Origin of the sequence: Acidithiobacillus sp. AMEEHan, assembly GCF_030996345.1 — a bacterium.
GTDB lineage: Bacteria > Pseudomonadota > Gammaproteobacteria > Acidithiobacillales > Acidithiobacillaceae > Igneacidithiobacillus.
This window is the reverse complement of the sequence record NZ_CP118747.1, coordinates 1,938,350-1,957,414: the sequence shown is the minus strand read 5'-3', so window position 1 is coordinate 1,957,414 and position 19,065 is coordinate 1,938,350. Positions and strand designations below refer to the sequence as shown.

Genomic DNA, 19,065 nt, shown 5'->3' with positions numbered 1-19,065 from the left:
GGATCAATCCTCCAACGCCGATGGATTGATTTTGGGTGGCTCTGCCACCGGCGGCCGCTGCCAGTCATATTCGCCCTTCTCGGTAGGGGGCATGCTGGTATATTTCTGCAGGGCACGATATTTGGCCAGTTCGCGGCGCAGTTCCTGCTCTGCCCGCAGGTAATCCAACTCGCCCGGCTTGCTGCTCGCAACGGCGGCCTTCGCTTCCGCGACCCTCCCCTGGATCGTGTCAGGATTCAGGTCGGGAATCCGCAGGCTCAGATCGGCGAGAACCATCACCTCGTTCGGCAGGATTTCCGCAAATCCTCCCTCCAGAAACAAGACCTCCACGCTGCCATCCGGCAGATGCATGCGCATTTCTCCCGCCTGCAAGATGGTCAGCAGAGGCGCGTGATGGGCGAGGATGCCCAACTCCCCGAGTTCCCCCGGCAAGACCAGAAAGACACATTGCCCAGAAAAAACCAACCCATGGACGTCGGCTACCTGCAACGGAAAAGCGTTTCTGGTTTCGCTCATGCTTGCCATTCTTTACCACCCGAGGTCTGACCGCAAGGAGATAACCCGCTCCGCATTTGGAGAAATGTGAACAAAGATGACTCCCGCTTTACTCTGCGTAGTGGATGCTTCAATCTTGCGTTCTGTGCAGATTGCAAGAGACTTTGTGGGTGGTGGGGTGAGCGTCAGCAGTCCGTTTTATTTTTTGGTGCCTGAGGGCAAGCCGCACTGGAGCGACAGCCTGCTGCCTTGGATCGTGCCCGCCACGCTGCTGATTGCGCTGCTGCTCTTTCTTCTGCTCTACCAACATCCGCCCAAACACCTCGCGCTCCAGGGCAAACAGGAGCGCTACAAGACCTTCCAGATCATGCCCGAGCCGACCCGTCCTGCTGCCCCCAGTCGGCCAGCCAGAGCGCAGTCTGCCGTGCCGATACCGCATGTGCAAGCGCGTCCCCTGCCCCGGCCCACAGCACGGCCGCAAGCGCCAGCACGGCCGCGTCCCCATCCGGCTCGCCCCGTACCGAGACCACCCAGGTCCCAAGTTGCCCCGCTGGTACCAGCGGCACCGAGCCAGCCTGCAGCAGCGCCGAGCACGGCATCGCCAAGCCACTCCATCCCGCATATCAATCTGGGACGTCTGCAAGAGCAGATGGACAACGCCGCGCGCAGCGCAACCGCAGCCCCCGCTCTACCCAAATTTCACAATCCGGAAACTCCCGCCGCCGATTTTTACATTGCCGGCTGGATTCAGAAACTGGAGCGAATTGGTGACCTGAACTACCCCGGTCAGATGGTGGGCAACTTGAAGGTAAAGGTGGTGCTCAATCCCGAGGGAGGCTTGCAGCGCATCATCATGGTCCATTCTTCCGGCAACCCTAAACTCGACGCCGCGGCCGAGCAGATCATCCGCCTGTCCTTCCCCTACACCGCGTTTTCCGAGCAACTCAAAAAAGAGACGCGGCGCATCGAGATCCCATTGAACATGCATTTTCTGGGCGTGCGTCAAGTGAACGTCTGGTAGCAACGAGGAGAGCCCATGAAAAAACCGAAGCGATCCACCCTGCTGATGTTCTTGTTTTTAGTACTCTGGGCCGCGGCGATGGTGGGCCTGGTGATCATTGGCTTCACCAGTATCCAGCCCGCCGGCATCGGCAAGGCGGGGGTAACCACGCAGCAGAGCGCGGCCTCCCAGCCCCACGGCGCATCTTAGTGCGGTGCGCCGCCTTCCTGCTGCTGCGCGGCAATCTCCGCCCGCACCTGATCCATATCAAGGGCCTTGGCCTGTTCGATGACCTGATCGAGGGCGCTGGCCGGTAAGGAGCCCGCCTGCGAAAAAATACCGATCTGTTGGCGGAAAATCGTCAAAGTGGGAATGGAACGGATCTGAAAGGCACTCGCCAATTCCTGTTCTTCATCGGTATTGACCTTGCCAAAGACGACATCGGGATACTTCTCGGCAGCGGCCTCGAAGATGGGCGCGAAAGCCCGGCACGGGGCACACCAGGGCGCCCAGAAGTCCACCAGCACCAATTCATTGCCGGTAATGAGCTGTTCGAAGTTTTCCTGCGTCAATTCTACCACGGCCATACGGCCTCCTTGTCTAGCGAGTGTAGGTTGACCTTAAGTCCCGCTCCCCGTAAGGTCAAGGAAAATCCTGATAGCCGAGGACGAATGAGCGAGTTCGCCACGTCGCTGCCGGTTCTCCGCGTGAGCGACCTCAACAGTGCCGTGCGGGAGATCATCGAGGGAAATTTTCCACCGCTGCGGGTGGAGGGCGAGATTTCCAATTTTGCCTGCCCCAGTTCCGGGCACTGGTATTTTTCCCTCAAGGATGCCCAGGCGCAGGTGCGTTGCGCCATGTTTCGCAACCGCAATGGGCTGCAATCCTGGCGCCCGCGCGATGGGCAGCAGGTGCAGGTCATCGCCCAGCCGACCCTGTATGAGGGACGCGGCGAATTTCAGCTCATCGTCGAGCAGATGGAAGAATTGGGCGCCGGCAATCTGGCTGCCGAATTTCAGCGCATCAAGGACAAGCTCGCCGCCGAGGGGCTCTTCGCCAACGAACACAAACAGCCGCTGCCGCAACATCCGCGGCGGGTGGCGGTGATCACCTCGGCGACGGGAGCCGCTTGGCACGACATCCGCGTCACTCTGGCCAAGCGCTGGCCCCTGCTGGAACTTCTGCTCTATCCAGTGCAGGTGCAGGGGGACGCGGCGGCAGCGCAGATCGTGGCTGCGTTGGAGAGTGCCAATCGACGAGCAACGGAGGACCTCATCATTCTGGCCCGCGGTGGCGGTAGTGCCGAAGACCTATGGTGCTTCAATGACGAACGCATCGCCCGCGCCATCCATGCCAGCACCCTACCGGTGGTAACCGGCATTGGCCATGAAATCGACTTTACCATTGCCGACTTCGTGGCCGACTGGCGCGCCGCAACACCCACCGCTGCCGCCGAACAGATCAGCCCGGATCGCGAGGAATGGGCGCAGCGAATTCGCAACCAACGCCAGCGGCTGCGACACAGCATCGAACGCCACTTGCGCGAAGCGACATTGAGCCTCGACTACCTGCGCGCCCGCCTGCGCAATCCCCTCTCGTCCCTGCAGCAGCAGGAGCGAGAGCTAACGCTGCTGCGCAGCCGCCTGCGCCGGGAGATGCGGGTGCATCTGATGCGTTCAGAACAACGCCAGGGCGCCCTCCGTGCTCGCCTGCGTCGCCTTGATCCCCGCCAAGCTATCGACTACTACCTGGACCATACCGCGCGGTCGCGGGATCGTCTGCGTCTGGCTATTCAGCGCCAGCTGGAACAGCGGGAACAAGAGCTGGATCGGCACCGCTTGCGGCTGCTGGCCCTGAATCCAACGGCGGTTCTGGAACGGGGCTACGCCATCGTCCGTGACAGCCAAGGTGTCGTGCTGCGCAGCAGCGCCGGTGTGGCAGTGGGTGCGTGTATCGATGTGCAGCTCTGGCGCGGGCGTCTGTACAGCCAAGTGCTGGAGCGGGAGGAATAGATTGGCCTCGACCCTGCAGCCGCATTCCGTGCCACCGGGATGGTTCCGGCGCTGGACCCGGGAGTCCTGGGCGTTGCAGAAGGAGGCGCCGGTCGCTTTCATTTTTCTTTCGGGCTTGCTGATGCTGATCAACGTCAGTCACCAGCCCCTGATCTTGACCATTCCCTTTGCCGGTCTGGAAACCGCCCTCATCTTTGCCACTGCCATGACGGTAGAATTGGGAGGCTGGCAAATACAGGACTTGCTTCTTGCCTTTCGCGATCTGCCCTGGCTGCCGCTGCTCCGTCTGGGAATAGTCCTGGCGTTGCTGGTCTTCAGCATTCTGCTGGTACTCTGGTCGCTACACCATTACCTGCGGGGAATTCTGGAACATGACCATATTTCCTCGGCGGCCACGCTGAAAACCTTACACACGGGCGGCTGGGCAAACCTGCCTTTGTGGCTGAAAAATCTCCTCAGCAACAGTCTGGGGAATGCGCAAACCCTACTTGGCAATGTATTTTTGATGCTCTCAGTGGGTGCAGTCGTGCTGGGGCTGGTGCGGCAGGGCTATCTCGCCCTTCTTGCCGGCTTTCTGGCGGTGTTGCGGAACGTACGTATCTGGCTGGTATTTCTGCTCGCCAGCCTGCTCCTGCAGGCAGGAATCAGCTATCTCGCCCATATTCTCCAGGAGGCCGCGGCAGCGGCCCTCGTCGCTGCTCTATCGGTCATGCTGCTACTCTGGGTAGGACTCTTCGGCTGGTGTTTTGCCAAGGAAAGCTTTGGGTTGCCCAAGCAGCGCCAGGTCCAACGTCGGCGCGTTGCCAAGACGCACGCAGTTGCCCATTTGCAGCACTGATTGCCACGAACGGAAGATGCATCAAGCAACTGGGCCCAGAATCCCCTGAAAAAAATCCGTCAGCTCATTTATGGCTTGCGAATTGGCAAATTGAAAGGCAAATCCGAGCAAGACAAACTCGGCGGCGCCTGCGACCCGCTTCGCCTCTGTGGGAGGATCGAGAGGAACCCGCCGCCGTAAAGCCGCTTGCCCTTTCCATTCCTGCGTATCACTGCGACGCAGAACGATCAGACCCTGATCGCCTTCTCTACAAGTCCCGGCATCCAAGGCCTGTTCACTCGATACATAAATGCTCGCCAGAAACCCACCAAGACCAATGTCAACGACATCCCCAGAAACCAGCTCCTTCCCCTGGAGGTCGTACCAGGTCGCGAGTACAGGACTGTTGACGGTATAGCGCAGATTCTTGCGCTCCTGACGGATCTGAATGCGGTTTGGGTAGGGGAAGAGCCACAGGCCCGGTTCCTCTTCCTTGCCCTCCTGCAGAAGAAAATGGACCGAGCGTCGGGGCTCATAGTGGGCGACCAGAACCCTGGCATGCTCGCCCCAGAAATTTTCGCAGGAAATCGTTACCCCCGGGAGGACAGTCGCAGCACCCGACCGATCCCGTGCGTTCCTTGATGCGGGTCGCTTAGCGCGATCGCGCCGCCACTCTCGCGCAAATACAGCAGATATTCGAATATTGCATCATCGACCAGGACACCTTCCTGAGAATCAGGCTCACCTGTCATCGATATTCTCCCTTGCGCTGGCTCTGCCATCCGAATTTCTTCCTGACCACTGCCGATGATTTATCGGGACAGTAACACAGGAAAGCAAATCGGAAAATCAGGTCGGCGTCCGTGGCGTCTCGCGAGGTTTCAGGACGAACCAGTGATGGCGACACTGTGCAGCGCATCGTTCGCCGAGGAAGGCGCACTCACATTCATCACTGCCTGCTGATTTTTGATGATTCGATCGGCCGCCGCGTTGCTCAACACCACGATGGTCACGCGACGATTGAGCGGCGAGTCGGGATTCTGACGGTCGAAGAGCACTGCCGATCCCATCCCCATCACCCGCAGAATTTTGGCCTCGGCCAAGCCATGCTGCACCATGACTTGTCGTACTGCGTTGGCCCGCCCTGCGGATAGATTAAAATTGCTATACCCCCTGCCACCGTTGAGATACTGCAAGGCATCGGTGTGCCCCGTGATGCTGATCCGATTCGGCAGGGTGTTGAGAGTGGGTGCGATGGCCTCAAAAATCGCTCGCGCATAGGGTTCCAGGTCGGTACTGCCATTGGGGAACATAGGTCTCTTGGCGCTATCCACCACCTGGATGCGCAGCCCTTCGGGAGTGATATTGATCAGCAGTTGTTTGCGAAACGCGGCCAGAGCCGGATTCTCACGGATCTGAGCCTCCAGTTCCTGCTGCAGGTGCGCCAGATTCCGCCGGTCGATCTCCTGTGCCTCGGCCCCTGGCGGCTGGGGGCTGGGTATCACTTGCTTGTCCTGTCCCCGCTGTACCTGTCCAACCGTTTTGTTCAGGTTGCTACCACCGCCATTCAGTATGGAATTGGACGAACCAGTCCCAGGTCCACCCATGAGGGAGACACGTTCCGGGTTTTTGAACCAGTTCGCAATCCCCTGTAGTGTCGCTTTGGTGGTGGACCCCAGCAACCACATCAACAAGAAAAAGGCCATGAGCGCGGTGATAAAATCTGCGTAGGCAATTTTCCACGCGCCGCCGTGGCTGCCGCCACTTTTTTTGATGCGCTTGATGACAATCGGCTGGTCTTTTTTTCCTTCTGCCATCGCTTACTTGCTCTTCATCTCGCGCAGATGCGCATCGAGCTCCTGAAAACTGGGACGCTCGGTGGAATACAGGACTTTGCGCCCAAATTCCACGGCGACCTGCGGCGGATAGGCATTCATGGTCGCCAGCAATGAGACCTTGATGGTCTCTAGCATTTTGCTGCTTTCTGCCGCGCGGTCTTCCATACGCGCCGCGATTGGCGAGACCACGGCATAGCCCAGCAGGATGCCGAGAAACGTGCCTACCAATGCAGCGGCAATCAGCTCGCCCAGTACCGCGGGGGGTTTATCCACCGAGCTCATGACATTGACCACTCCCATTACCGCCGCCACGATGCCGAAGGCCGGCATACCGTCCGCCGCCCGGGTCAGGGCATGGATGGGGACCTCCAGCTCCCGATGGTGCGTATCGATTTCCACGTCCATGAGATTTTCCATCTCGAAGGCACCGAGGGTGCCACCAACCATCAGCCGCAGATAGTCGGTAAGAAATTCCAAAACATGATGATCTGCCAAAATCGACGGATATTTCTTGAACAATTCGCTGTTCTGCGGGTCATCGACATCTGCCTCGATGGACATCAGTCCGCCCTGACGAATGCGCCCAAAGATTTCGTTGAGCAGGCTCAGTAATTCCATGTAGGCGGCGCGGGTATATTTGCTGCCTTTGAGCGCCATCGGCAACATCTTGAGAACCGCCTTGAAACTTCTGGGGAAAGTAGAGGCAAAAAAGGCACCGAAGGCACCACCAACGATCATCAGCGCCTCAAACGGCTGGATGAGCGCTGCAAGTTTGCCGCCCTCGGCCATAAATCCGCCAAAAATGGCCCCCAGCGCAATCACATAACCAATGATGAGAAACATGTCTTTTTCCGCCTATTGAACCACGAAACTGCTGAAGTAGGCGGCCACGATGGGAGAATTCTTGCGATTCACGGGACCAGACAGCGCCCCACCATCGGTTTCCAGAATCTGGTTGACGTCGGCTTTGATCTTGTCCAATAGTTGCGTTCTTACCGCAGGATCACTGACCTTTTCGGCCTGTTGTGCGGCAAGCAGTTGTAACACCTGATTTCTGATCTCTGGCAGATAGGTCTGAATTTTTTTATCCAGGTCGGCGTCATAGGTCTTGAGTTCGACCTTCACCTGGATGTAATGCGTGCCCCCATCCGTACTTTGTAGGTTGGTTACCAGCTCACCCAGGTCGATAAACTTGGTTCGCTGAGCACGCTGCTCCTGCAACTGCGCCTTGCTCGGCGCTGCAGTCGAACGCAAGAGAAACCACCAGGCGCCGCCAGCGGCGATCAGCAGCAACAGGACGGCAATGACCGCCAGCAAAATGATCTTTCCCTTGCCCGATTTTTCTTTTCCTGCCATCTCTTGTGTCGTTCCCTGTCGTAAAAATGCCTGCCAATAATCCCCTTCCGCTAACCCAGCGAAAGCGTCTCCGCGTCCTGCCCGCGCAGCGCCATACCCTCCCCCCACCACACCCGGGAAAGTGCCAGAAGAATTGCTGGGCACTGCTCCAGCGCAGAAGTGTCGGCAAAGATACGGGTATGGGCAAAACGCAATAGCAGTAACCTACATAGTCGATCGGCAAGATTTTGCCGCTCTCTGGTCCAGTGCTTCGGTAATTGCAGTAGCTGATGCTGCACGATCCGCTCGGCATGAGCGAGCTCTGGCCAAGGCTCCAAAGCTACTCTAGAACCCGCACGCGTGCGTACCCGTCGCAAACTCTGTTCTACGCCGAAAATGAACAGCGGTAAGGCGTCATTCCTGCCGTCGGCTTCGCCGGCACCCTCATACCGCTCCCCTGCTTGCAAATTGTTCAGCACGCCTCACCTCGCGGAAGTTATCCATTGAGGTGGATAGCGACACACTCGGAGAATTTCTTGAATTCCTCGGTGCAAAAGGTGGTACGACTTGTGCTTGTAGACCCGTACCAACGGTGAAGGGAAATCTCATGGAAAAGCGTTCTTGGCAAAAACCGAAGTCCCTGCAGCTACGCGATGAGGGTCAGGACATCGTCCTCGCCGCATTGGATCGACTCATCAACGCCTGGAATGTCTATTGGTCCGCGTGGCTCGACCAAATGGACACGCGGGAGGCGGAGCAGAGTCTCTTGCGCGCTTTGCATGATCCTGAGCCAAGCCTCCGGGAAGAAGATCGGAGAACATGGTCTATGCTCGAACAAGCATGTCACGCCCTACTGCATGAGCTGCGCGCCGATGCATCGTCAAAAAATCGACATGACCTCTGTGACCGAACCCTTCTGCAGAGGGTGTCCCGCTTTCAAAACGACTGCTGGAATGCATTGCTGCAACGTCAGCGAGCGCAAAGTGAAGCGGATGCGTTGACTGGCCTGGCCAACCGCCGTCGTCTGGCGCAAGATCTCCGGCGCCAGCATTCGATGGTGCAGCGGGGCGCAGCCGCCTGCGTTGCGATCGTCGACCTCGACCATTTCAAAGCCTTCAACGACCAGCATGGTCACCTGGCCGGGGATCAGGCCTTGCGGATACTGGCCGATTTTCTGCGCAGCTCCCTGCGCCCCTACGATGGCGTGTATCGCTTCGGCGGCGAGGAATTCATTCTGATTCTCCCCGGGATGACAGAGTCCTGCGCGCTGCGGACCGCCAATCGACTCTGCGAACACCTGCTAGCAAGTCGCCAATATTTTGACGACGGAAGGTCCTTTGGATTGAGCATCTCTATCGGCATTGCCGCCTTGACCGCGGACAGCTCCTACGAAACGGCCCTTGCTGCCGCCGATGCAGCACTCTATCAGGCCAAAGCGGAAGGGCGTGGCAGGGCAAAATTGGGCGTCGTAAGGGCTTCCGAAAAGCCGCAACCCGCCGTATCATCCCGCTGATCTAATCTGCTGCGCGGCTTGTGACACATGACCGAACTCGATCCGAAGGAGGTTGGCCTTTCCGTCCTGAGGACACTGCTGCAAGAAAATCTGTCCGCCGATCCCGAAAACTATCGCCATATGTACCAGAAATTATACGGTGCTGACGAAAAGGTCATGCCCAAAACTGCTTTGCCCGATGATTGGCGGAAAACCCTTGGCAATTTCCTTCAGGAATGGGACCGCAGCCAGACCGGCCTCAGCCATTTGCAAAAAATTCAGCAGCGTAACCGGCTGTTGACCGGCCAACAGAATGCCGCAGAAACCTTTGCTATGATGGCCAAGCTGGTCGGGCAATGGCGCGCGCTATCGACTCGCGCCAGCGCTGGCGACGAAGATAACCAAAAACATTTCGCCAGCCTTCAGCAGATCTGGTTACGTGGCCTGCGTTCCGGCTTTGCCATCCCGCTGGAAAGCGATGCTAAAGGACAGGCCATCATCGAGGCCATCGACAGGCTGGTAGCCGATGCAACTACATCTGCCGAAGACCTTGTCGAATTGCTGCGAAATCTTTGGAATCTTCTGGAAGAAAAGGAGAAGGAAAAGGAACAAATTCAGGATGTCTATCGCCGCGCATTGCATATACTCTTTTCCTCCAGCACCGAATGGTTTGCCAAAACCCCCTGGTTTGGCGAACAACTCAAAAGCCTGGGCAAGGCATTCGAAGCGGCTCCCGAAAGTGCTCTCCGCGCCCAGGAACTGCTTTCCGGCTTGAGCGAATTGCTCTATCGGCAGGAGCAACGCCGGGTACTCGTGAACGATGTGGACCGGACCTTGGAAGAGTTGCTGCAACTCGTTTTCCAATATATCGAATCCCTGAGTGAAGGAAGTAGCGAAACCTATGAAGAATTCGTACGTCTGAGCTCGGAGATCGCGCAGAGTGAAGATCCAGCGCAGATTCGCCAGCTCGTGGGCCGCCTGGTAGAGCGCAGCCGCAGTTTGCAGGACATGCTGCGCGAATCCCTTACTTCGCTGCGCGAGGCACGGGTACAGTTGGAAAATGCTCGTAGCAGGGTGCAGGACATGGAGGAAGAAATTTCCCAGCTCAATCTGCTGGTACATGAGGATCCCCTGACCCGCCTGCTCAATCGTCGCGGACTGCATCTGGCCTTCGAGAGGGAAACAGCGCGATTGGAACGGCAGCATGGCGTCCTGAGCATTGCCCTGCTGGACCTCGACCATTTCAAAAAAATCAACGATCACTATGGTCACGAAATCGGCGACGAAGTTTTGCGCCATTTTTCTCAAATGCTGCGCCAGAGCTTGCGTACTGAAGATGCCATTGCCCGCTACGGAGGGGAAGAGTTTGTCATTCTCATGCCGGGCGCCGCTTCTGATACTGCAATACAGATTCTGCGGCGTCTGCAGAAGGTTCTGCAGGTGCGACCGTTACGGACAAAGAGGGAGCAGCCCATTACCGTGAGCTTCAGCGCCGGGGTGGTGGGATGGAGCCCTGCCACCAACCTGGAAACCGCTCTTGCTGACGCTGATCAGGCCCTGTATCAGGCAAAGCGGGATGGACGCCAGAGGATCTATCTCAGCAAGGACCACTCTGTTTTCGGGAGTGTTGGAGCGGATGGAACAAGATCCACTTGACGCTACTCTCCCGGCGCTCTAAAAAGAATAAGACAGGCGCATCCGAGGAACAAAAATGAACAAGAAGGCAGAGAATTCCAACCAGTACAAGGAAGAGCTGCGGCTGCTGCAAATCGAACTCGTCAAGCTGCAACGGCACATCATCAAACGCGGTGACAAGATCCTGATCCTTCTTGAAGGACGCGATGGCGCGGGCAAGGATGGAAGCATAAAGCGCATCATCGAGCACCTGAGTCCTCGGGAAACCCGCGTCGTCGCGTTACCCAAGCCGTCGGACCGGGAGCAGACGGAATGGTATTTCCAACGCTACGTTGCGCACCTGCCGGCGGCAGCGGAATTCGTGCTCTTCAATCGCAGTTGGTATAACCGCGCTGGTGTCGAGCGGGTTATGGGATTTTGTACGGAAAAACAGCTAGAAGAATTTTTTCAGGAAGTTGGAGTACTGGAGGGTATGCTGATGCGCTCCGGCATTCACCTGCGCAAGTTTTATCTGGACATCACACGTAAAGAACAGAAGGCCCGCCTGGCAGCCCGGGAAGACGATCCGCTGAAACAGTGGAAAACCAGCCCCATCGATCAACAGGCGGTCAAACATTGGAAAGACTATTCCAAGGCTCGCAACGAGATGTTTGCGCGCAGCCACAGCACTCTCTGCCCCTGGACCATCGTTCGCGCCGACAATAAGAAAGTGGCACGGCTACAGATCATCAAGGAAATCTTGTTGCGTCTGGACTACGATGGCAAGGACGTGGATTTGGTCAGTCCGGATCGCAACGTCATTTTCGACTACGACCCGAACTATCTGGAAGACGGCAGCATCGCCCCATAGCCTGGGGAGAAACAGCTTCGCGGTCGGCGTCAAGCACGCCGACGTCGGTGCCCGCCGCCTTCCTCGCCCTCCGCCAGCACGCGCTCGAACTCGATCTTGCGCTCGTCCAGATTCACCTGCACCAAGCGCACGCGCAGCTCCTCACCCAGCTGGAAGACCTCACCGCTGCGCTCGCCAACGATACGGTAATGTTTGGCATCGAAATGGTAGTAGTCCGCACCCAGGGTGCTGATGTGTACCAGTCCCTCCACGTAGGCCTCGCGCAGCGCGACAAAGAGACCGAAGCCCGTCACGCCGGTGATGATGGCGGAATATTCATTGCCAACTTGGTCCAGCATGAATTCGCACTTGAGCCATTGCACGGCCTCGCGGGAGGCCTCGTCGGCACGACGCTCGGTCATCGAACAATGCTGTCCCAGATCCTTCAGCTCGGCGAGCGCAGGCGTCCGCACCGGGCGTCCTGCCGCCGCGGCATCCAGCATTTCCTGGATGCCGCGATGGATCAGCAGGTCAGGATAGCGACGAATGGGAGAAGTAAAGTGGGTATAGGCCGGATAGGCCAGGCCAAAATGCAGGCTGGTATCGACGGTATAGAACGCCTGCGACAGACTGCGCAGAATGATGGTTTGGATCAGATTGGCATCGGCGCGCTCGCGGGTAGCTTCGATGATCTGCGCCAGATCGGCACTGCGTGGGCGTGCCGGGAGGCGCACAGGAACCCCCAATTCGCCAAGAAAACGGCGCAGGTCTTCGATCTTGTCGGCATTCGGTTCCGGATGTACCCGATACAGCATGGGAAATTGATGGATGCGGAAATACTGCGCCGCGCAGACGTTGGCGGCCAGCATGCATTCTTCAATCATGCGATGGGCGACATTGCGCTGCAATGGCACGATGGCCTCGATCCGCCCCTGCTCGTTGTAGAGGATGCGGCTTTCCTGACTGTCGAACTCGATGGTACCGCGTGCTTCCCGTGCCTTGGCCAGCGCGGAATAGAGCGCGTGCAAGGTCTGCAGATGAGGAAGCAAGGCAGCGTCTGCTCCTTCGGCTGGCATCTCGCCTGCTAGAAGCTGCGCCACTTCATCATAGGTAAAGCGCCGCTGGGAGCGCATCACCGCACGCGCAAAGCGAAAACGCTGTACTTCCCCATGGTCGTCGATTTCCATCTCACAGAGCATGCACAGGCGATCTACCTGCGGGTTGAGGGAGCACAGGCCATTGGAAAGCACCTCGGGAAGCATGGGAATGACGCGGCGCGGGAAATAGACCGAGTTACCCCGCCGCCGTGCCTCCTCGTCAAGGGCCGACCCCGGTTGGACGTAGCTCGCCACATCGGCAATGGCCACAAAAAGGCGAAATCCCTCCTCCCCGAGCCGCTCCGCATACACCGCGTCGTCAAAGTCCTTGGCGTCGGCACCATCGATCGTCACCAGCGGCAGGTCGCGCACATCGTAGCGCCCCTGCTTCTTCTCTTCCGGGACCTCCGGCGCAATGGTGGCGGCTTCCTGCTCCACCGCTGCAGGCCATTGGTAGGGGAGACCATAACTGCGCACGGCAATTTCGACCTCCATTCCCGGGGCCATGTGTTCGCCAAGGATTTCGACGATGCGCCCCTCGGGAAGATTGCGTCCGTCGGGATAGGTTTCGATTTGCAACACGACAATCTGGCCGTGCACCGGCGCCAGCTCCCCAGCACCGGTCACCGCGAACTCCTGGCTCAGGCGGCGATCCTCCGGCACCACATAACGGCTTTCACCCTCCGCATGGTAGCGTCCCACCACCTGGGTCAGGGCATGTTCGAGCACGCGCACGACGGAACCCTCAAGGCGCCCGCGCCGGTCCTCGCCAATCACCCGACCGAGAATGAGATCACCGTGGAACACCTTGCGCATCTCCCGGGGGGAGAGAAACAGGTCCTTGCCGCCATCGTCACGGGAGAGAAAACCGAAGCCATCGGGGTGGGCGATCACGGACCCGCGGATCAGCTCCATCGCTTCCGCGAGCCCATAAGCCCCACGACGATTACGCAATACCTGGCCATCGCGCTCCATGGCGCGCAGGCGCCGCCGCAGCGCCTCCTGATCCTCCTCCGCAACCTCCAGGTCTTCGATGAGGTCTTCCAATCGTGCGGGATGCCCCAATCCCTCCAGGTAGCTCAAAATAAACTCGCGACTGACGATGGGGCGCTCATATTTTTCTTTTTCCCGCTCATACATGGGATCCCGCTCTGGCAGGGACAGGCTGGGCAACTCTTGCTCCGGCATTGACAAAAACTCCTTGTTGATAGATGATGCGCGCTATTGCCGAGGTGGCGGAATTGGTAGACGCGCTAGGTTCAGGTCCTAGTGAGCGAAAGCTTGTGCTGGTTCGAATCCAGTCCTCGGTACCACTCTCCTAGAATTTTTTTTGGTCATTTCATTCAATGTTTGCAAGCTGACTTGCCTTACTATCCCTGAAGGCGAGACTTTTGTCCACGTGTCTGCAGGTTGCTGTGCCGGGCAATCACCCACAAAGAAATCATCGATGAATCCGGAGATTTTAGTACTTTTTACGGTAGGAACCAGCGCCTCGGGCAAATCGACCTGGGCCCAGGATCTGGGCACGCGCTTTCCCCACCTGCAGATGGAAATCCTAGAACGGGATCAATTGCGCCGCGAACAACATAGCAAAAGTCGTGGCACGCCATTCTCGTGGAGCGACTGGGATGTTGCGCAGGAAAGCGAAATCCAGACGCAATGGCTAGAGCGGGTTCGCGATCTGCTGAGTGCAGATGTGCTGATTCTCGCCGATACCCACATCGATCCCGAACAGTTGGCACGCGAGGCGGCCCTCTTGTGCGAGATGGGAGTGCGCGAAATGGCAGTGCAATATTTTCCCGCTCAGCCTTTGGTCGAGCTGATTCGCAAAGATCAGGGGCGGGCTTATCCCGTGGGGGCTGCGGTGTTGCGTGAGCAGATCCAGCGGCTACAGCCTGAGGATGCCTACTGGCAAGCTTTGGAGGCCGCGGCAGCCAGCTGTGCTAAGCTGAAGACAGAAATCGTCGCCAGCGGAGTCCCAGCATGAACCTCAGACCGCCAGATCTCTCCACGATCATCGAGGCAGAACAGAAACGATTGGGAAAATTTGCCCGCCCAGTCGCCGTCCTTCTGATTGTGGTAGGCATCATCGGCCTCATCAGCCCGGTATTTCTCTCCACCCTTACCGTTGGAATCGTTGCCGCTATCTTGATTCTGGGCGGGTTTTTTGGTCCGTGCACCTCTATGGCGATAGTCAACGGCATTTCTCCGACTGGCTACGGCCACTGCTCTTACTCATCACCGGTCTCATCATCGTCTGGGAACCGGCCGCCGGGATTGCCAGCCTCGGCCTGTTGTTCATCCTCTATTTTCTGTTGGATGCCTACCGGAATTTTACCGCTCATCAACGCTCGGGTGGTCTGGGCCGCCCTTGGTTCATCTTTAGCGGCATCGTCGATGTCTTGATCGCCCTCTTGTTTCTGCTCACTTGGCCTCGGGGCTCGCTGGTTTTAGTAGGCATTTTTGTCGGCATCAACCTGATCTTCGATGGTATTGCCTTGCTGCTACTCAGTCGGCTCCTGAAAGGAAACGGCTGATGAACACGCTGCTTTCATCAAGAGCGAGCGGACTGATCCTGCTCCAAGCGATACACCCACGCCAATAATTCGGCCACCGCCTGATATAACTTTGGGGGAATTTGCTGATCCAGGTCCAACTGCATCAGCAAGCTCACCAGCTCCTGCGAGTGGTGCACATAGATTCCTGCGGATTCAGCGACGGCGATGATCTGCTCGGCAATCAGCCCTTGCCCTTTGGCCACCAGGGTCGGCGCCGCGTCACCCGGCTGATAGCGGAGCGCTGCGGCAACCTTTTTGCGCTTCGGATCGACCGTTTCAGGCATTTTCCGGTTCGAGGCGGATATTTGCCTGCAATCCCAGCAGCTCCAGCGCCGAGCGCAATTCTTCGATTTTGGCCTGTAGACTCTTCCGGGCCTGTAACGACGCTTGCATCCGCAAACTCAGAGTATCACCGCGCAGGCATATGCGTGCGTCGAGATGCCCCAAGAAGGGCAGATCCATTTCCAGCCGGCTCTCCCAAGAGCTCAGCTCTTCCACGGCAAGCGCTTTGCCACCACCCTGGCCATCCTCCTGGCGACGGCGTACCGTCCAGGTAGCGCTTTGCCCTGGCCACACCGCCACATTCCAGAGCAATTGCTGCTGCATCAGTACCTGCCCCTGCTGCTGCAACACCGTATGCAGCGCTGCTGGTACGGTAAAGGCAGCAGAACCCTGGGCCGCTACTTGCGCGTAGACCCCAGCGCCTGTTGCGCCTGTGCGGACCGAAACGGGGCAGAACTGGGCGAGGAAACGGCCTCTGCCCCACCCTTCGCCGCGTCGCTACGGAGCAACGGGCTCCATTTTCCCTGCGGCTCCTGGAGTAAACGTTGCAAAGGATAATTTCCCTGGGCCCAAGCCTGCAGATGACTCTCATAAAACATCCCGCTGTTTTCCACCCCGCTCTGCAGAGAAGTGGCGAGGGAAGAACCCAGGATTTGACCGCCGGAATCGACCCCAACCAGGGCAAGCGTTGCGGGAGCGGATGCCGGCGCCGCCGCGAACAGCGTTCTGAGAGGAGGCGATAGACTGGTTGCCGCGGAGAGAGACGCTCCCTGTGACTGCAGCAAGAGAAACTTGGCTTCCTCTTGGCCGCCCAGGTACACCAGGGAAAGCTCCCGTAGTTCCGCGGGCCAGCGTTGCGGGAGCTGCATCAAAAAATCCTGACCACGAATGCGAACCAGACTCAGCTCACCGGATTGACCAACGATTTGCCCGGTCAACAGGGCACCGGCCATAGTATGCGCCGAAAAACTTCGTTGCGCGCTACCGCTGTCCGGCAGAGCGCGTCCCTGCACGGGACGTAGGGCATCCAGAACACGGGGCAGATCAGTGGGCATTGGCAACCATCATCATGGCCACCCGCTCAACCTCGCCACCAACGACGCAGCTTCCGCCCCAGCCCCTCTGCTTGCCCGGCGGTACCGCCGGGTCTCCCTCCGCCGAGACCAATCCCGAGGGCTTTGAGAATTTCGCGGTCACGGCTTTGGACATATTGTGCGATGCCTTCCCGGATCGCAGCGGACACGTCCTGGAACTCCAGACCAACCACCAGGGCATCGCCACGTTGACTGTGCAGATCAGAAAAGCGGGCGATCGCGGACAGCGATAGTTCATTGCCGTCTCGCAGCCGAAAGCGGACATCAGGAAAGTGCTCTCCTGCCTGAACTGGAAAATCTCGCGGCGCTGGCCGGAAAAGGGCACGCATACCCCCCACACTGATGTCCTGCATCGCACCCAGCAACGTTTCGGCCCCCTGGCGGGCGATCATTACCTGATCGGGATCGCCGACGGCCGGCGGCACTCGAAAGACCTGCCGCCGCTGCATCTGATAGAGGGCCTCGGGAAAATCCAGGACCAGACCCTCTGGGCTTCGTTCACGCAGGTTCGAACGAAAGCCGGTGATCACGCCATTGATACGCGCGAGCAGCACTACCGAGGTCCCCGACTGGATTTGCGCCGGCAGGTCGAGAGGAAGGTCCAATACCAAGGTGCCCGGCTTGGCATTGGGGAGCAGCATGGAGGTGTAGCTGCGATCTCGCTCCGCAAAGAACAGGGTACAGAAGAGGTGATCGCAGGTAATGCGCTCAATGATCTGCAGCGCCTTGCTTCCCGCCCCAATCCGGAATTCTTCACTGAACAGCTTGTGCTGCAGATTCTCAAGACCTTCCGACACCCAGCTCCCCTCCCTCTACGGATGAACGGCTACCTTCTGCAAATTTCCGTAACGATCATCCAATCGCCTGTCGCAGATTACCTTGATAGATCTTAACCTTGCCCTGATCGCGCAAAGCCCGCAGATAAGCGCTACTCAATAGTCGCAGCCGTTGCTCGGCCAGGGACTTCTGAATTTCATCACGCACCGAGGGATTGAGCAAATCGGGACTGGGCAGGATCACCCTGGCAACGGCGTACAGGGTGCTCACGGAGGAATTTTCCACCGACCCCACGCTGATCTTGCCATTTTCGGGGGCTGCTGTCAGGAATATTTTCTGAAGCAACATCGATGATACGGCATGCGCCTCCCGGCGGGAGAGCTCGGGATAATGCACGAATTCTGCAGAATATTCCTTTTTCCAGGAAGCGATACTCTGTTCCTTGCGTGCCGCTGCCAGCAATTGCTTGGCCTTTGCCAGGCGCAATTCGGCCGCCTGCTGCTGAAGCACGGCACTGCGGACCTGCTTTTCTACTACCTGCAAATTCTGTGCATGGGCAGGCTGATAATGCACTAGATGCAGTGCCAACAGATCGCCATTGGCGAGGCGCAAGGCGCTACTGTTCTTGCCAGCGCGCACCGCCGCGCTGAAGGCCAGATGGACGGCTGCCAGATCCGCGAATACCCCGGCTCCCGCCTTTCCTTCTTCCAGAACACCACTCTGTTCTAACGTCAGATGATATTGCTTTGCCACCGCTTGGAGATTCGGACTGCTGAACAAGAGGTTTTTGAAGTTGTCGATCTGCGCTTCAAACTGCAGCTCGTCGGCAAAATCCTTCTTCCCAAGTACAACGTACTGCACCTGGATTTGCGCAGGCTGCTGGAATTCCGCCTTGTGGGCCTGGTAATACTGGTCGACCTCTGTTGCAGTGGGGTGCACTTGGGCAACGAATTGCTCGTTGTGCAAGGTCAAGACGGAAACATCACGGTACTCTTGTGACCACTGCCACACCTGTTGCGCTTCCTGGGGCGAGGCAGTGGCGAGGATTTGGGGTAGGGCCTGTAATTGCTCCAGCAGCATCCCTTGGCGCAACTGCGCCTCGAACTGCGCCGGGGTCAGGCCATTTTCCTTGAGCAGCTGATCATAACGGGTCCGGGAAAACTTGCCGTTTTCCGCAAAAACCGGCATGGCGACGATTTTGGCGCGCAAGGCACTGTCCGGAACCTGCAGATGCAGCGCACTTGCCTCATGCGCCAGGAGAAGATCGTCGATCATACTGTCAAGAACCTGCTGCGCGAAGGCTGGGGTCTTGGTCACTTTGCCGGCGGTCTCACTACCAAAAACATGGGCGTACTGCTCTTTCGCCTGTTGCAGACGGTGCTGAAAGAGGCTGCTGCTGATCTTTTCGCCGTCGACTTTGGCGACCACCTGGGCGGAAACGCCTTGGTTGAATAGGTAGCCACTGACCCCCCAGAGGATGAAAGACAAACCGATGACGAGCATCCCAATTTTTGCCAGCCAGGATTGTGCCAGACCGCGAAAGACATCAAGCATAGAAAAACCTCAAAGGTATGGACTATCCGTAACCACCGAGACATAAAAAAAGGCGACCCCATCGGGATCGCCTGCGTTGTGGCGGGGTGGACGGGGCTCGAACCCGCGACCTCCGGCGTGACAGGCCGGCATTCTGACCAACTGAACTACCACCCCACGAGGGCTTTGGTGGGCGGTGAGGGGCTCGAACCCCCGACATTCGGCGTGTAAAGCCGACGCTCTACCAACTGAGCTAACCGCCCGACCAGAA

At 58.1% G+C, this 19,065-nt stretch carries 22 protein-coding genes and 3 tRNA genes; 10 read left to right on the top strand and 15 right to left on the bottom strand.

Annotation, left to right across the window (positions count from 1 at the left end; genetic code table 11):
- Positions 1 to 3: 3 nt before the first annotated feature.
- Complete coding sequence (atpC, locus tag ORD17_RS10145) at positions 4 to 516, bottom strand: ATP synthase F1 subunit epsilon (RefSeq protein WP_308388394.1); 513 nt, start codon at positions 514 to 516, stop codon at positions 4 to 6.
- Between the two features lie 157 nt (positions 517 to 673).
- Here atpC and ORD17_RS10140 point away from each other — a divergent pair, with 157 nt between their 5' ends.
- Complete coding sequence (locus ORD17_RS10140; protein WP_308388393.1) at positions 674 to 1,516, top strand: energy transducer TonB; 843 nt, start codon at positions 674 to 676, stop codon at positions 1,514 to 1,516.
- A 15-nt stretch (positions 1,517 to 1,531) separates the two neighbouring features.
- Complete coding sequence (locus ORD17_RS10135; protein WP_308388392.1) at positions 1,532 to 1,705, top strand: hypothetical protein; 174 nt, start codon at positions 1,532 to 1,534, stop codon at positions 1,703 to 1,705.
- Here the strand turns inward: ORD17_RS10135 and trxA are convergent.
- A complete protein-coding gene (gene trxA / locus ORD17_RS10130) occupies positions 1,702 to 2,082 on the bottom strand; it encodes a thioredoxin (protein ID WP_308388391.1) in 381 nt (126 codons plus the stop codon). The two genes, ORD17_RS10135 and trxA, sit on opposite strands and share 4 nt — an antisense overlap.
- An 84-nt stretch (positions 2,083 to 2,166) precedes the next feature.
- Here trxA and xseA point away from each other — a divergent pair, with 84 nt between their 5' ends.
- Together xseA and ORD17_RS10120 are read left to right on the top strand one after the other, a co-directional pair.
- Positions 2,167 to 3,507 (top strand): exodeoxyribonuclease VII large subunit, encoded by a 1,341-nt coding sequence (xseA, locus tag ORD17_RS10125; RefSeq protein WP_308388390.1) that lies wholly within the window; start codon positions 2,167 to 2,169, stop codon positions 3,505 to 3,507.
- A gap of 1 nt (position 3,508) precedes the next feature.
- Positions 3,509 to 4,345: a hypothetical protein gene (locus ORD17_RS10120; protein ID WP_308388389.1), complete on the top strand. Its 837-nt coding sequence runs from the start codon at positions 3,509 to 3,511 to the stop codon at positions 4,343 to 4,345.
- Between the two features lie 569 nt (positions 4,346 to 4,914).
- On the opposite strand, the gene ORD17_RS10115 is transcribed toward ORD17_RS10120, so the two are convergent.
- From ORD17_RS10115 to ORD17_RS10095, 5 genes are all read right to left on the bottom strand, one after another.
- Entirely contained in the window at positions 4,915 to 5,076 is a 162-nt protein-coding gene (locus ORD17_RS10115) for a hypothetical protein (RefSeq protein ID WP_308388388.1), read from the bottom strand.
- Positions 5,077 to 5,205: 129 nt separating this feature from the next.
- Positions 5,206 to 6,141 carry a flagellar motor protein MotB gene (gene motB / locus ORD17_RS10110; protein WP_308388387.1) on the bottom strand — a complete coding sequence of 312 codons (936 nt, stop codon included), beginning with the start codon at positions 6,139 to 6,141 and terminating at the stop codon, positions 5,206 to 5,208.
- A 3-nt stretch (positions 6,142 to 6,144) separates the two neighbouring features.
- Positions 6,145 to 7,005 (bottom strand): flagellar motor stator protein MotA, encoded by an 861-nt coding sequence (motA, locus tag ORD17_RS10105; protein WP_308388386.1) that lies wholly within the window; start codon positions 7,003 to 7,005, stop codon positions 6,145 to 6,147.
- A 12-nt stretch (positions 7,006 to 7,017) separates the two neighbouring features.
- Entirely contained in the window at positions 7,018 to 7,518 is a 501-nt protein-coding gene (fliL, locus tag ORD17_RS10100; RefSeq protein ID WP_308388385.1) for a flagellar basal body-associated FliL family protein, read from the bottom strand.
- A 50-nt stretch (positions 7,519 to 7,568) separates the two neighbouring features.
- A complete protein-coding gene (locus tag ORD17_RS10095; protein ID WP_308388383.1) occupies positions 7,569 to 7,976 on the bottom strand; it encodes a hypothetical protein in 408 nt (135 codons plus the stop codon).
- A gap of 128 nt (positions 7,977 to 8,104) precedes the next feature.
- On the opposite strand from ORD17_RS10095, the gene ORD17_RS10090 reads away from it, so the two are divergent.
- Genes ORD17_RS10090 through ppk2 form a run of 3 tightly spaced genes read left to right on the top strand, consistent with a single transcriptional unit; the run spans position 8,105 to position 11,474 of the window.
- Positions 8,105 to 9,010, top strand: coding sequence for a GGDEF domain-containing protein (locus ORD17_RS10090; RefSeq protein ID WP_308388381.1), 906 nt, complete (start codon positions 8,105 to 8,107; stop codon positions 9,008 to 9,010).
- A 27-nt stretch (positions 9,011 to 9,037) separates the two neighbouring features.
- On the top strand, positions 9,038 to 10,645 hold the full coding sequence (locus ORD17_RS10085) for a diguanylate cyclase (RefSeq protein WP_308388379.1): 1,608 nt from the start codon (positions 9,038 to 9,040) through the stop codon (positions 10,643 to 10,645).
- Positions 10,646 to 10,700: 55 nt separating this feature from the next.
- Positions 10,701 to 11,474, top strand: coding sequence for a polyphosphate kinase 2 (ppk2, locus tag ORD17_RS10080; RefSeq protein WP_308388378.1), 774 nt, complete (start codon positions 10,701 to 10,703; stop codon positions 11,472 to 11,474).
- A 29-nt stretch (positions 11,475 to 11,503) separates the two neighbouring features.
- Here ppk2 and rnr read toward each other — a convergent pair whose 3' ends face one another.
- Complete coding sequence (gene rnr / locus ORD17_RS10075) at positions 11,504 to 13,738, bottom strand: ribonuclease R (RefSeq protein WP_308388377.1); 2,235 nt, start codon at positions 13,736 to 13,738, stop codon at positions 11,504 to 11,506.
- 38 nt (positions 13,739 to 13,776) lie between these two features.
- Here rnr and ORD17_RS10070 point away from each other — a divergent pair.
- The 3 genes from ORD17_RS10070 (at position 13,777) to ORD17_RS10060 (ending at position 15,087) form a co-directional block, all read left to right on the top strand.
- A tRNA-Leu gene (locus tag ORD17_RS10070) sits at positions 13,777 to 13,863 on the top strand.
- A 134-nt stretch (positions 13,864 to 13,997) separates the two neighbouring features.
- Complete coding sequence (locus tag ORD17_RS10065; protein WP_308388376.1) at positions 13,998 to 14,537, top strand: AAA family ATPase; 540 nt, start codon at positions 13,998 to 14,000, stop codon at positions 14,535 to 14,537.
- Between the two features lie 187 nt (positions 14,538 to 14,724).
- Complete coding sequence (locus tag ORD17_RS10060) at positions 14,725 to 15,087, top strand: DUF308 domain-containing protein (RefSeq protein ID WP_308388374.1); 363 nt, start codon at positions 14,725 to 14,727, stop codon at positions 15,085 to 15,087.
- A gap of 17 nt (positions 15,088 to 15,104) precedes the next feature.
- On the opposite strand, the gene ORD17_RS10055 is transcribed toward ORD17_RS10060, so the two are convergent.
- The 7 genes from ORD17_RS10055 to ORD17_RS10025 all read right to left on the bottom strand — a co-directional run bounded on the left by ORD17_RS10055 (position 15,105) and on the right by ORD17_RS10025 (position 19,057).
- Positions 15,105 to 15,392, bottom strand: a complete 288-nt coding sequence (locus ORD17_RS10055) for an EscU/YscU/HrcU family type III secretion system export apparatus switch protein (protein WP_308388372.1) — start codon at positions 15,390 to 15,392, stop codon at positions 15,105 to 15,107.
- Positions 15,385 to 15,714: a flagellar hook-length control protein FliK gene (locus ORD17_RS10050; RefSeq protein ID WP_308388371.1), complete on the bottom strand. Its 330-nt coding sequence runs from the start codon at positions 15,712 to 15,714 to the stop codon at positions 15,385 to 15,387. Before ORD17_RS10050 ends, ORD17_RS10055 begins: the two co-directional genes overlap by 8 nt.
- Positions 15,715 to 15,788: 74 nt before the next feature.
- Complete coding sequence (locus tag ORD17_RS10045) at positions 15,789 to 16,445, bottom strand: hypothetical protein (RefSeq protein ID WP_308388369.1); 657 nt, start codon at positions 16,443 to 16,445, stop codon at positions 15,789 to 15,791.
- A gap of 26 nt (positions 16,446 to 16,471) precedes the next feature.
- Positions 16,472 to 17,281 (bottom strand): PilZ domain-containing protein, encoded by an 810-nt coding sequence (locus tag ORD17_RS10040; RefSeq protein ID WP_308388367.1) that lies wholly within the window; start codon positions 17,279 to 17,281, stop codon positions 16,472 to 16,474.
- Between the two features lie 55 nt (positions 17,282 to 17,336).
- Positions 17,337 to 18,815, bottom strand: coding sequence for a peptidylprolyl isomerase (locus ORD17_RS10035; RefSeq protein WP_308388366.1), 1,479 nt, complete (start codon positions 18,813 to 18,815; stop codon positions 17,337 to 17,339).
- Positions 18,816 to 18,894: 79 nt separating this feature from the next.
- Positions 18,895 to 18,971: transfer RNA gene (locus ORD17_RS10030), tRNA-Asp, on the bottom strand.
- A gap of 10 nt (positions 18,972 to 18,981) precedes the next feature.
- Positions 18,982 to 19,057 (bottom strand) — tRNA-Val (locus tag ORD17_RS10025).
- Positions 19,058 to 19,065: the final 8 nt, after the last annotated feature.

What these genes read in the sequence shown, in the direction of transcription:
- atpC (WP_308388394.1), bottom strand. Translation starts at nt 516, where the DNA reads ATGAGCGAAACCAGAAACGCTTTTCCGTTGCAGGTAGCCGACGTCCAT.
- ORD17_RS10135 (WP_308388392.1), top strand. Translation starts at nt 1,532, where the DNA reads ATGAAAAAACCGAAGCGATCCACCCTGCTGATGTTCTTGTTTTTAGTA.
- trxA (WP_308388391.1), bottom strand. Translation starts at nt 2,082, where the DNA reads ATGGCCGTGGTAGAATTGACGCAGGAAAACTTCGAACAGCTCATTACC.
- xseA (WP_308388390.1), top strand. Translation starts at nt 2,167, where the DNA reads ATGAGCGAGTTCGCCACGTCGCTGCCGGTTCTCCGCGTGAGCGACCTC.
- ORD17_RS10115 (WP_308388388.1), bottom strand. Translation starts at nt 5,076, where the DNA reads ATGACAGGTGAGCCTGATTCTCAGGAAGGTGTCCTGGTCGATGATGCA.
- motB (WP_308388387.1), bottom strand. Translation starts at nt 6,141, where the DNA reads ATGGCAGAAGGAAAAAAAGACCAGCCGATTGTCATCAAGCGCATCAAA.
- motA (WP_308388386.1), bottom strand. Translation starts at nt 7,005, where the DNA reads ATGTTTCTCATCATTGGTTATGTGATTGCGCTGGGGGCCATTTTTGGC.
- fliL (WP_308388385.1), bottom strand. Translation starts at nt 7,518, where the DNA reads ATGGCAGGAAAAGAAAAATCGGGCAAGGGAAAGATCATTTTGCTGGCG.
- ORD17_RS10090 (WP_308388381.1), top strand. Translation starts at nt 8,105, where the DNA reads ATGGAAAAGCGTTCTTGGCAAAAACCGAAGTCCCTGCAGCTACGCGAT.
- ORD17_RS10085 (WP_308388379.1), top strand. Translation starts at nt 9,038, where the DNA reads ATGACCGAACTCGATCCGAAGGAGGTTGGCCTTTCCGTCCTGAGGACA.
- ppk2 (WP_308388378.1), top strand. Translation starts at nt 10,701, where the DNA reads ATGAACAAGAAGGCAGAGAATTCCAACCAGTACAAGGAAGAGCTGCGG.
- rnr (WP_308388377.1), bottom strand. Translation starts at nt 13,738, where the DNA reads ATGCCGGAGCAAGAGTTGCCCAGCCTGTCCCTGCCAGAGCGGGATCCC.
- ORD17_RS10065 (WP_308388376.1), top strand. Translation starts at nt 13,998, where the DNA reads ATGAATCCGGAGATTTTAGTACTTTTTACGGTAGGAACCAGCGCCTCG.
- ORD17_RS10055 (WP_308388372.1), bottom strand. Translation starts at nt 15,392, where the DNA reads ATGCCTGAAACGGTCGATCCGAAGCGCAAAAAGGTTGCCGCAGCGCTC.
- ORD17_RS10050 (WP_308388371.1), bottom strand. Translation starts at nt 15,714, where the DNA reads ATGCAGCAGCAATTGCTCTGGAATGTGGCGGTGTGGCCAGGGCAAAGC.
- ORD17_RS10045 (WP_308388369.1), bottom strand. Translation starts at nt 16,445, where the DNA reads ATGCCCACTGATCTGCCCCGTGTTCTGGATGCCCTACGTCCCGTGCAG.
- ORD17_RS10035 (WP_308388366.1), bottom strand. Translation starts at nt 18,815, where the DNA reads ATGCTTGATGTCTTTCGCGGTCTGGCACAATCCTGGCTGGCAAAAATT.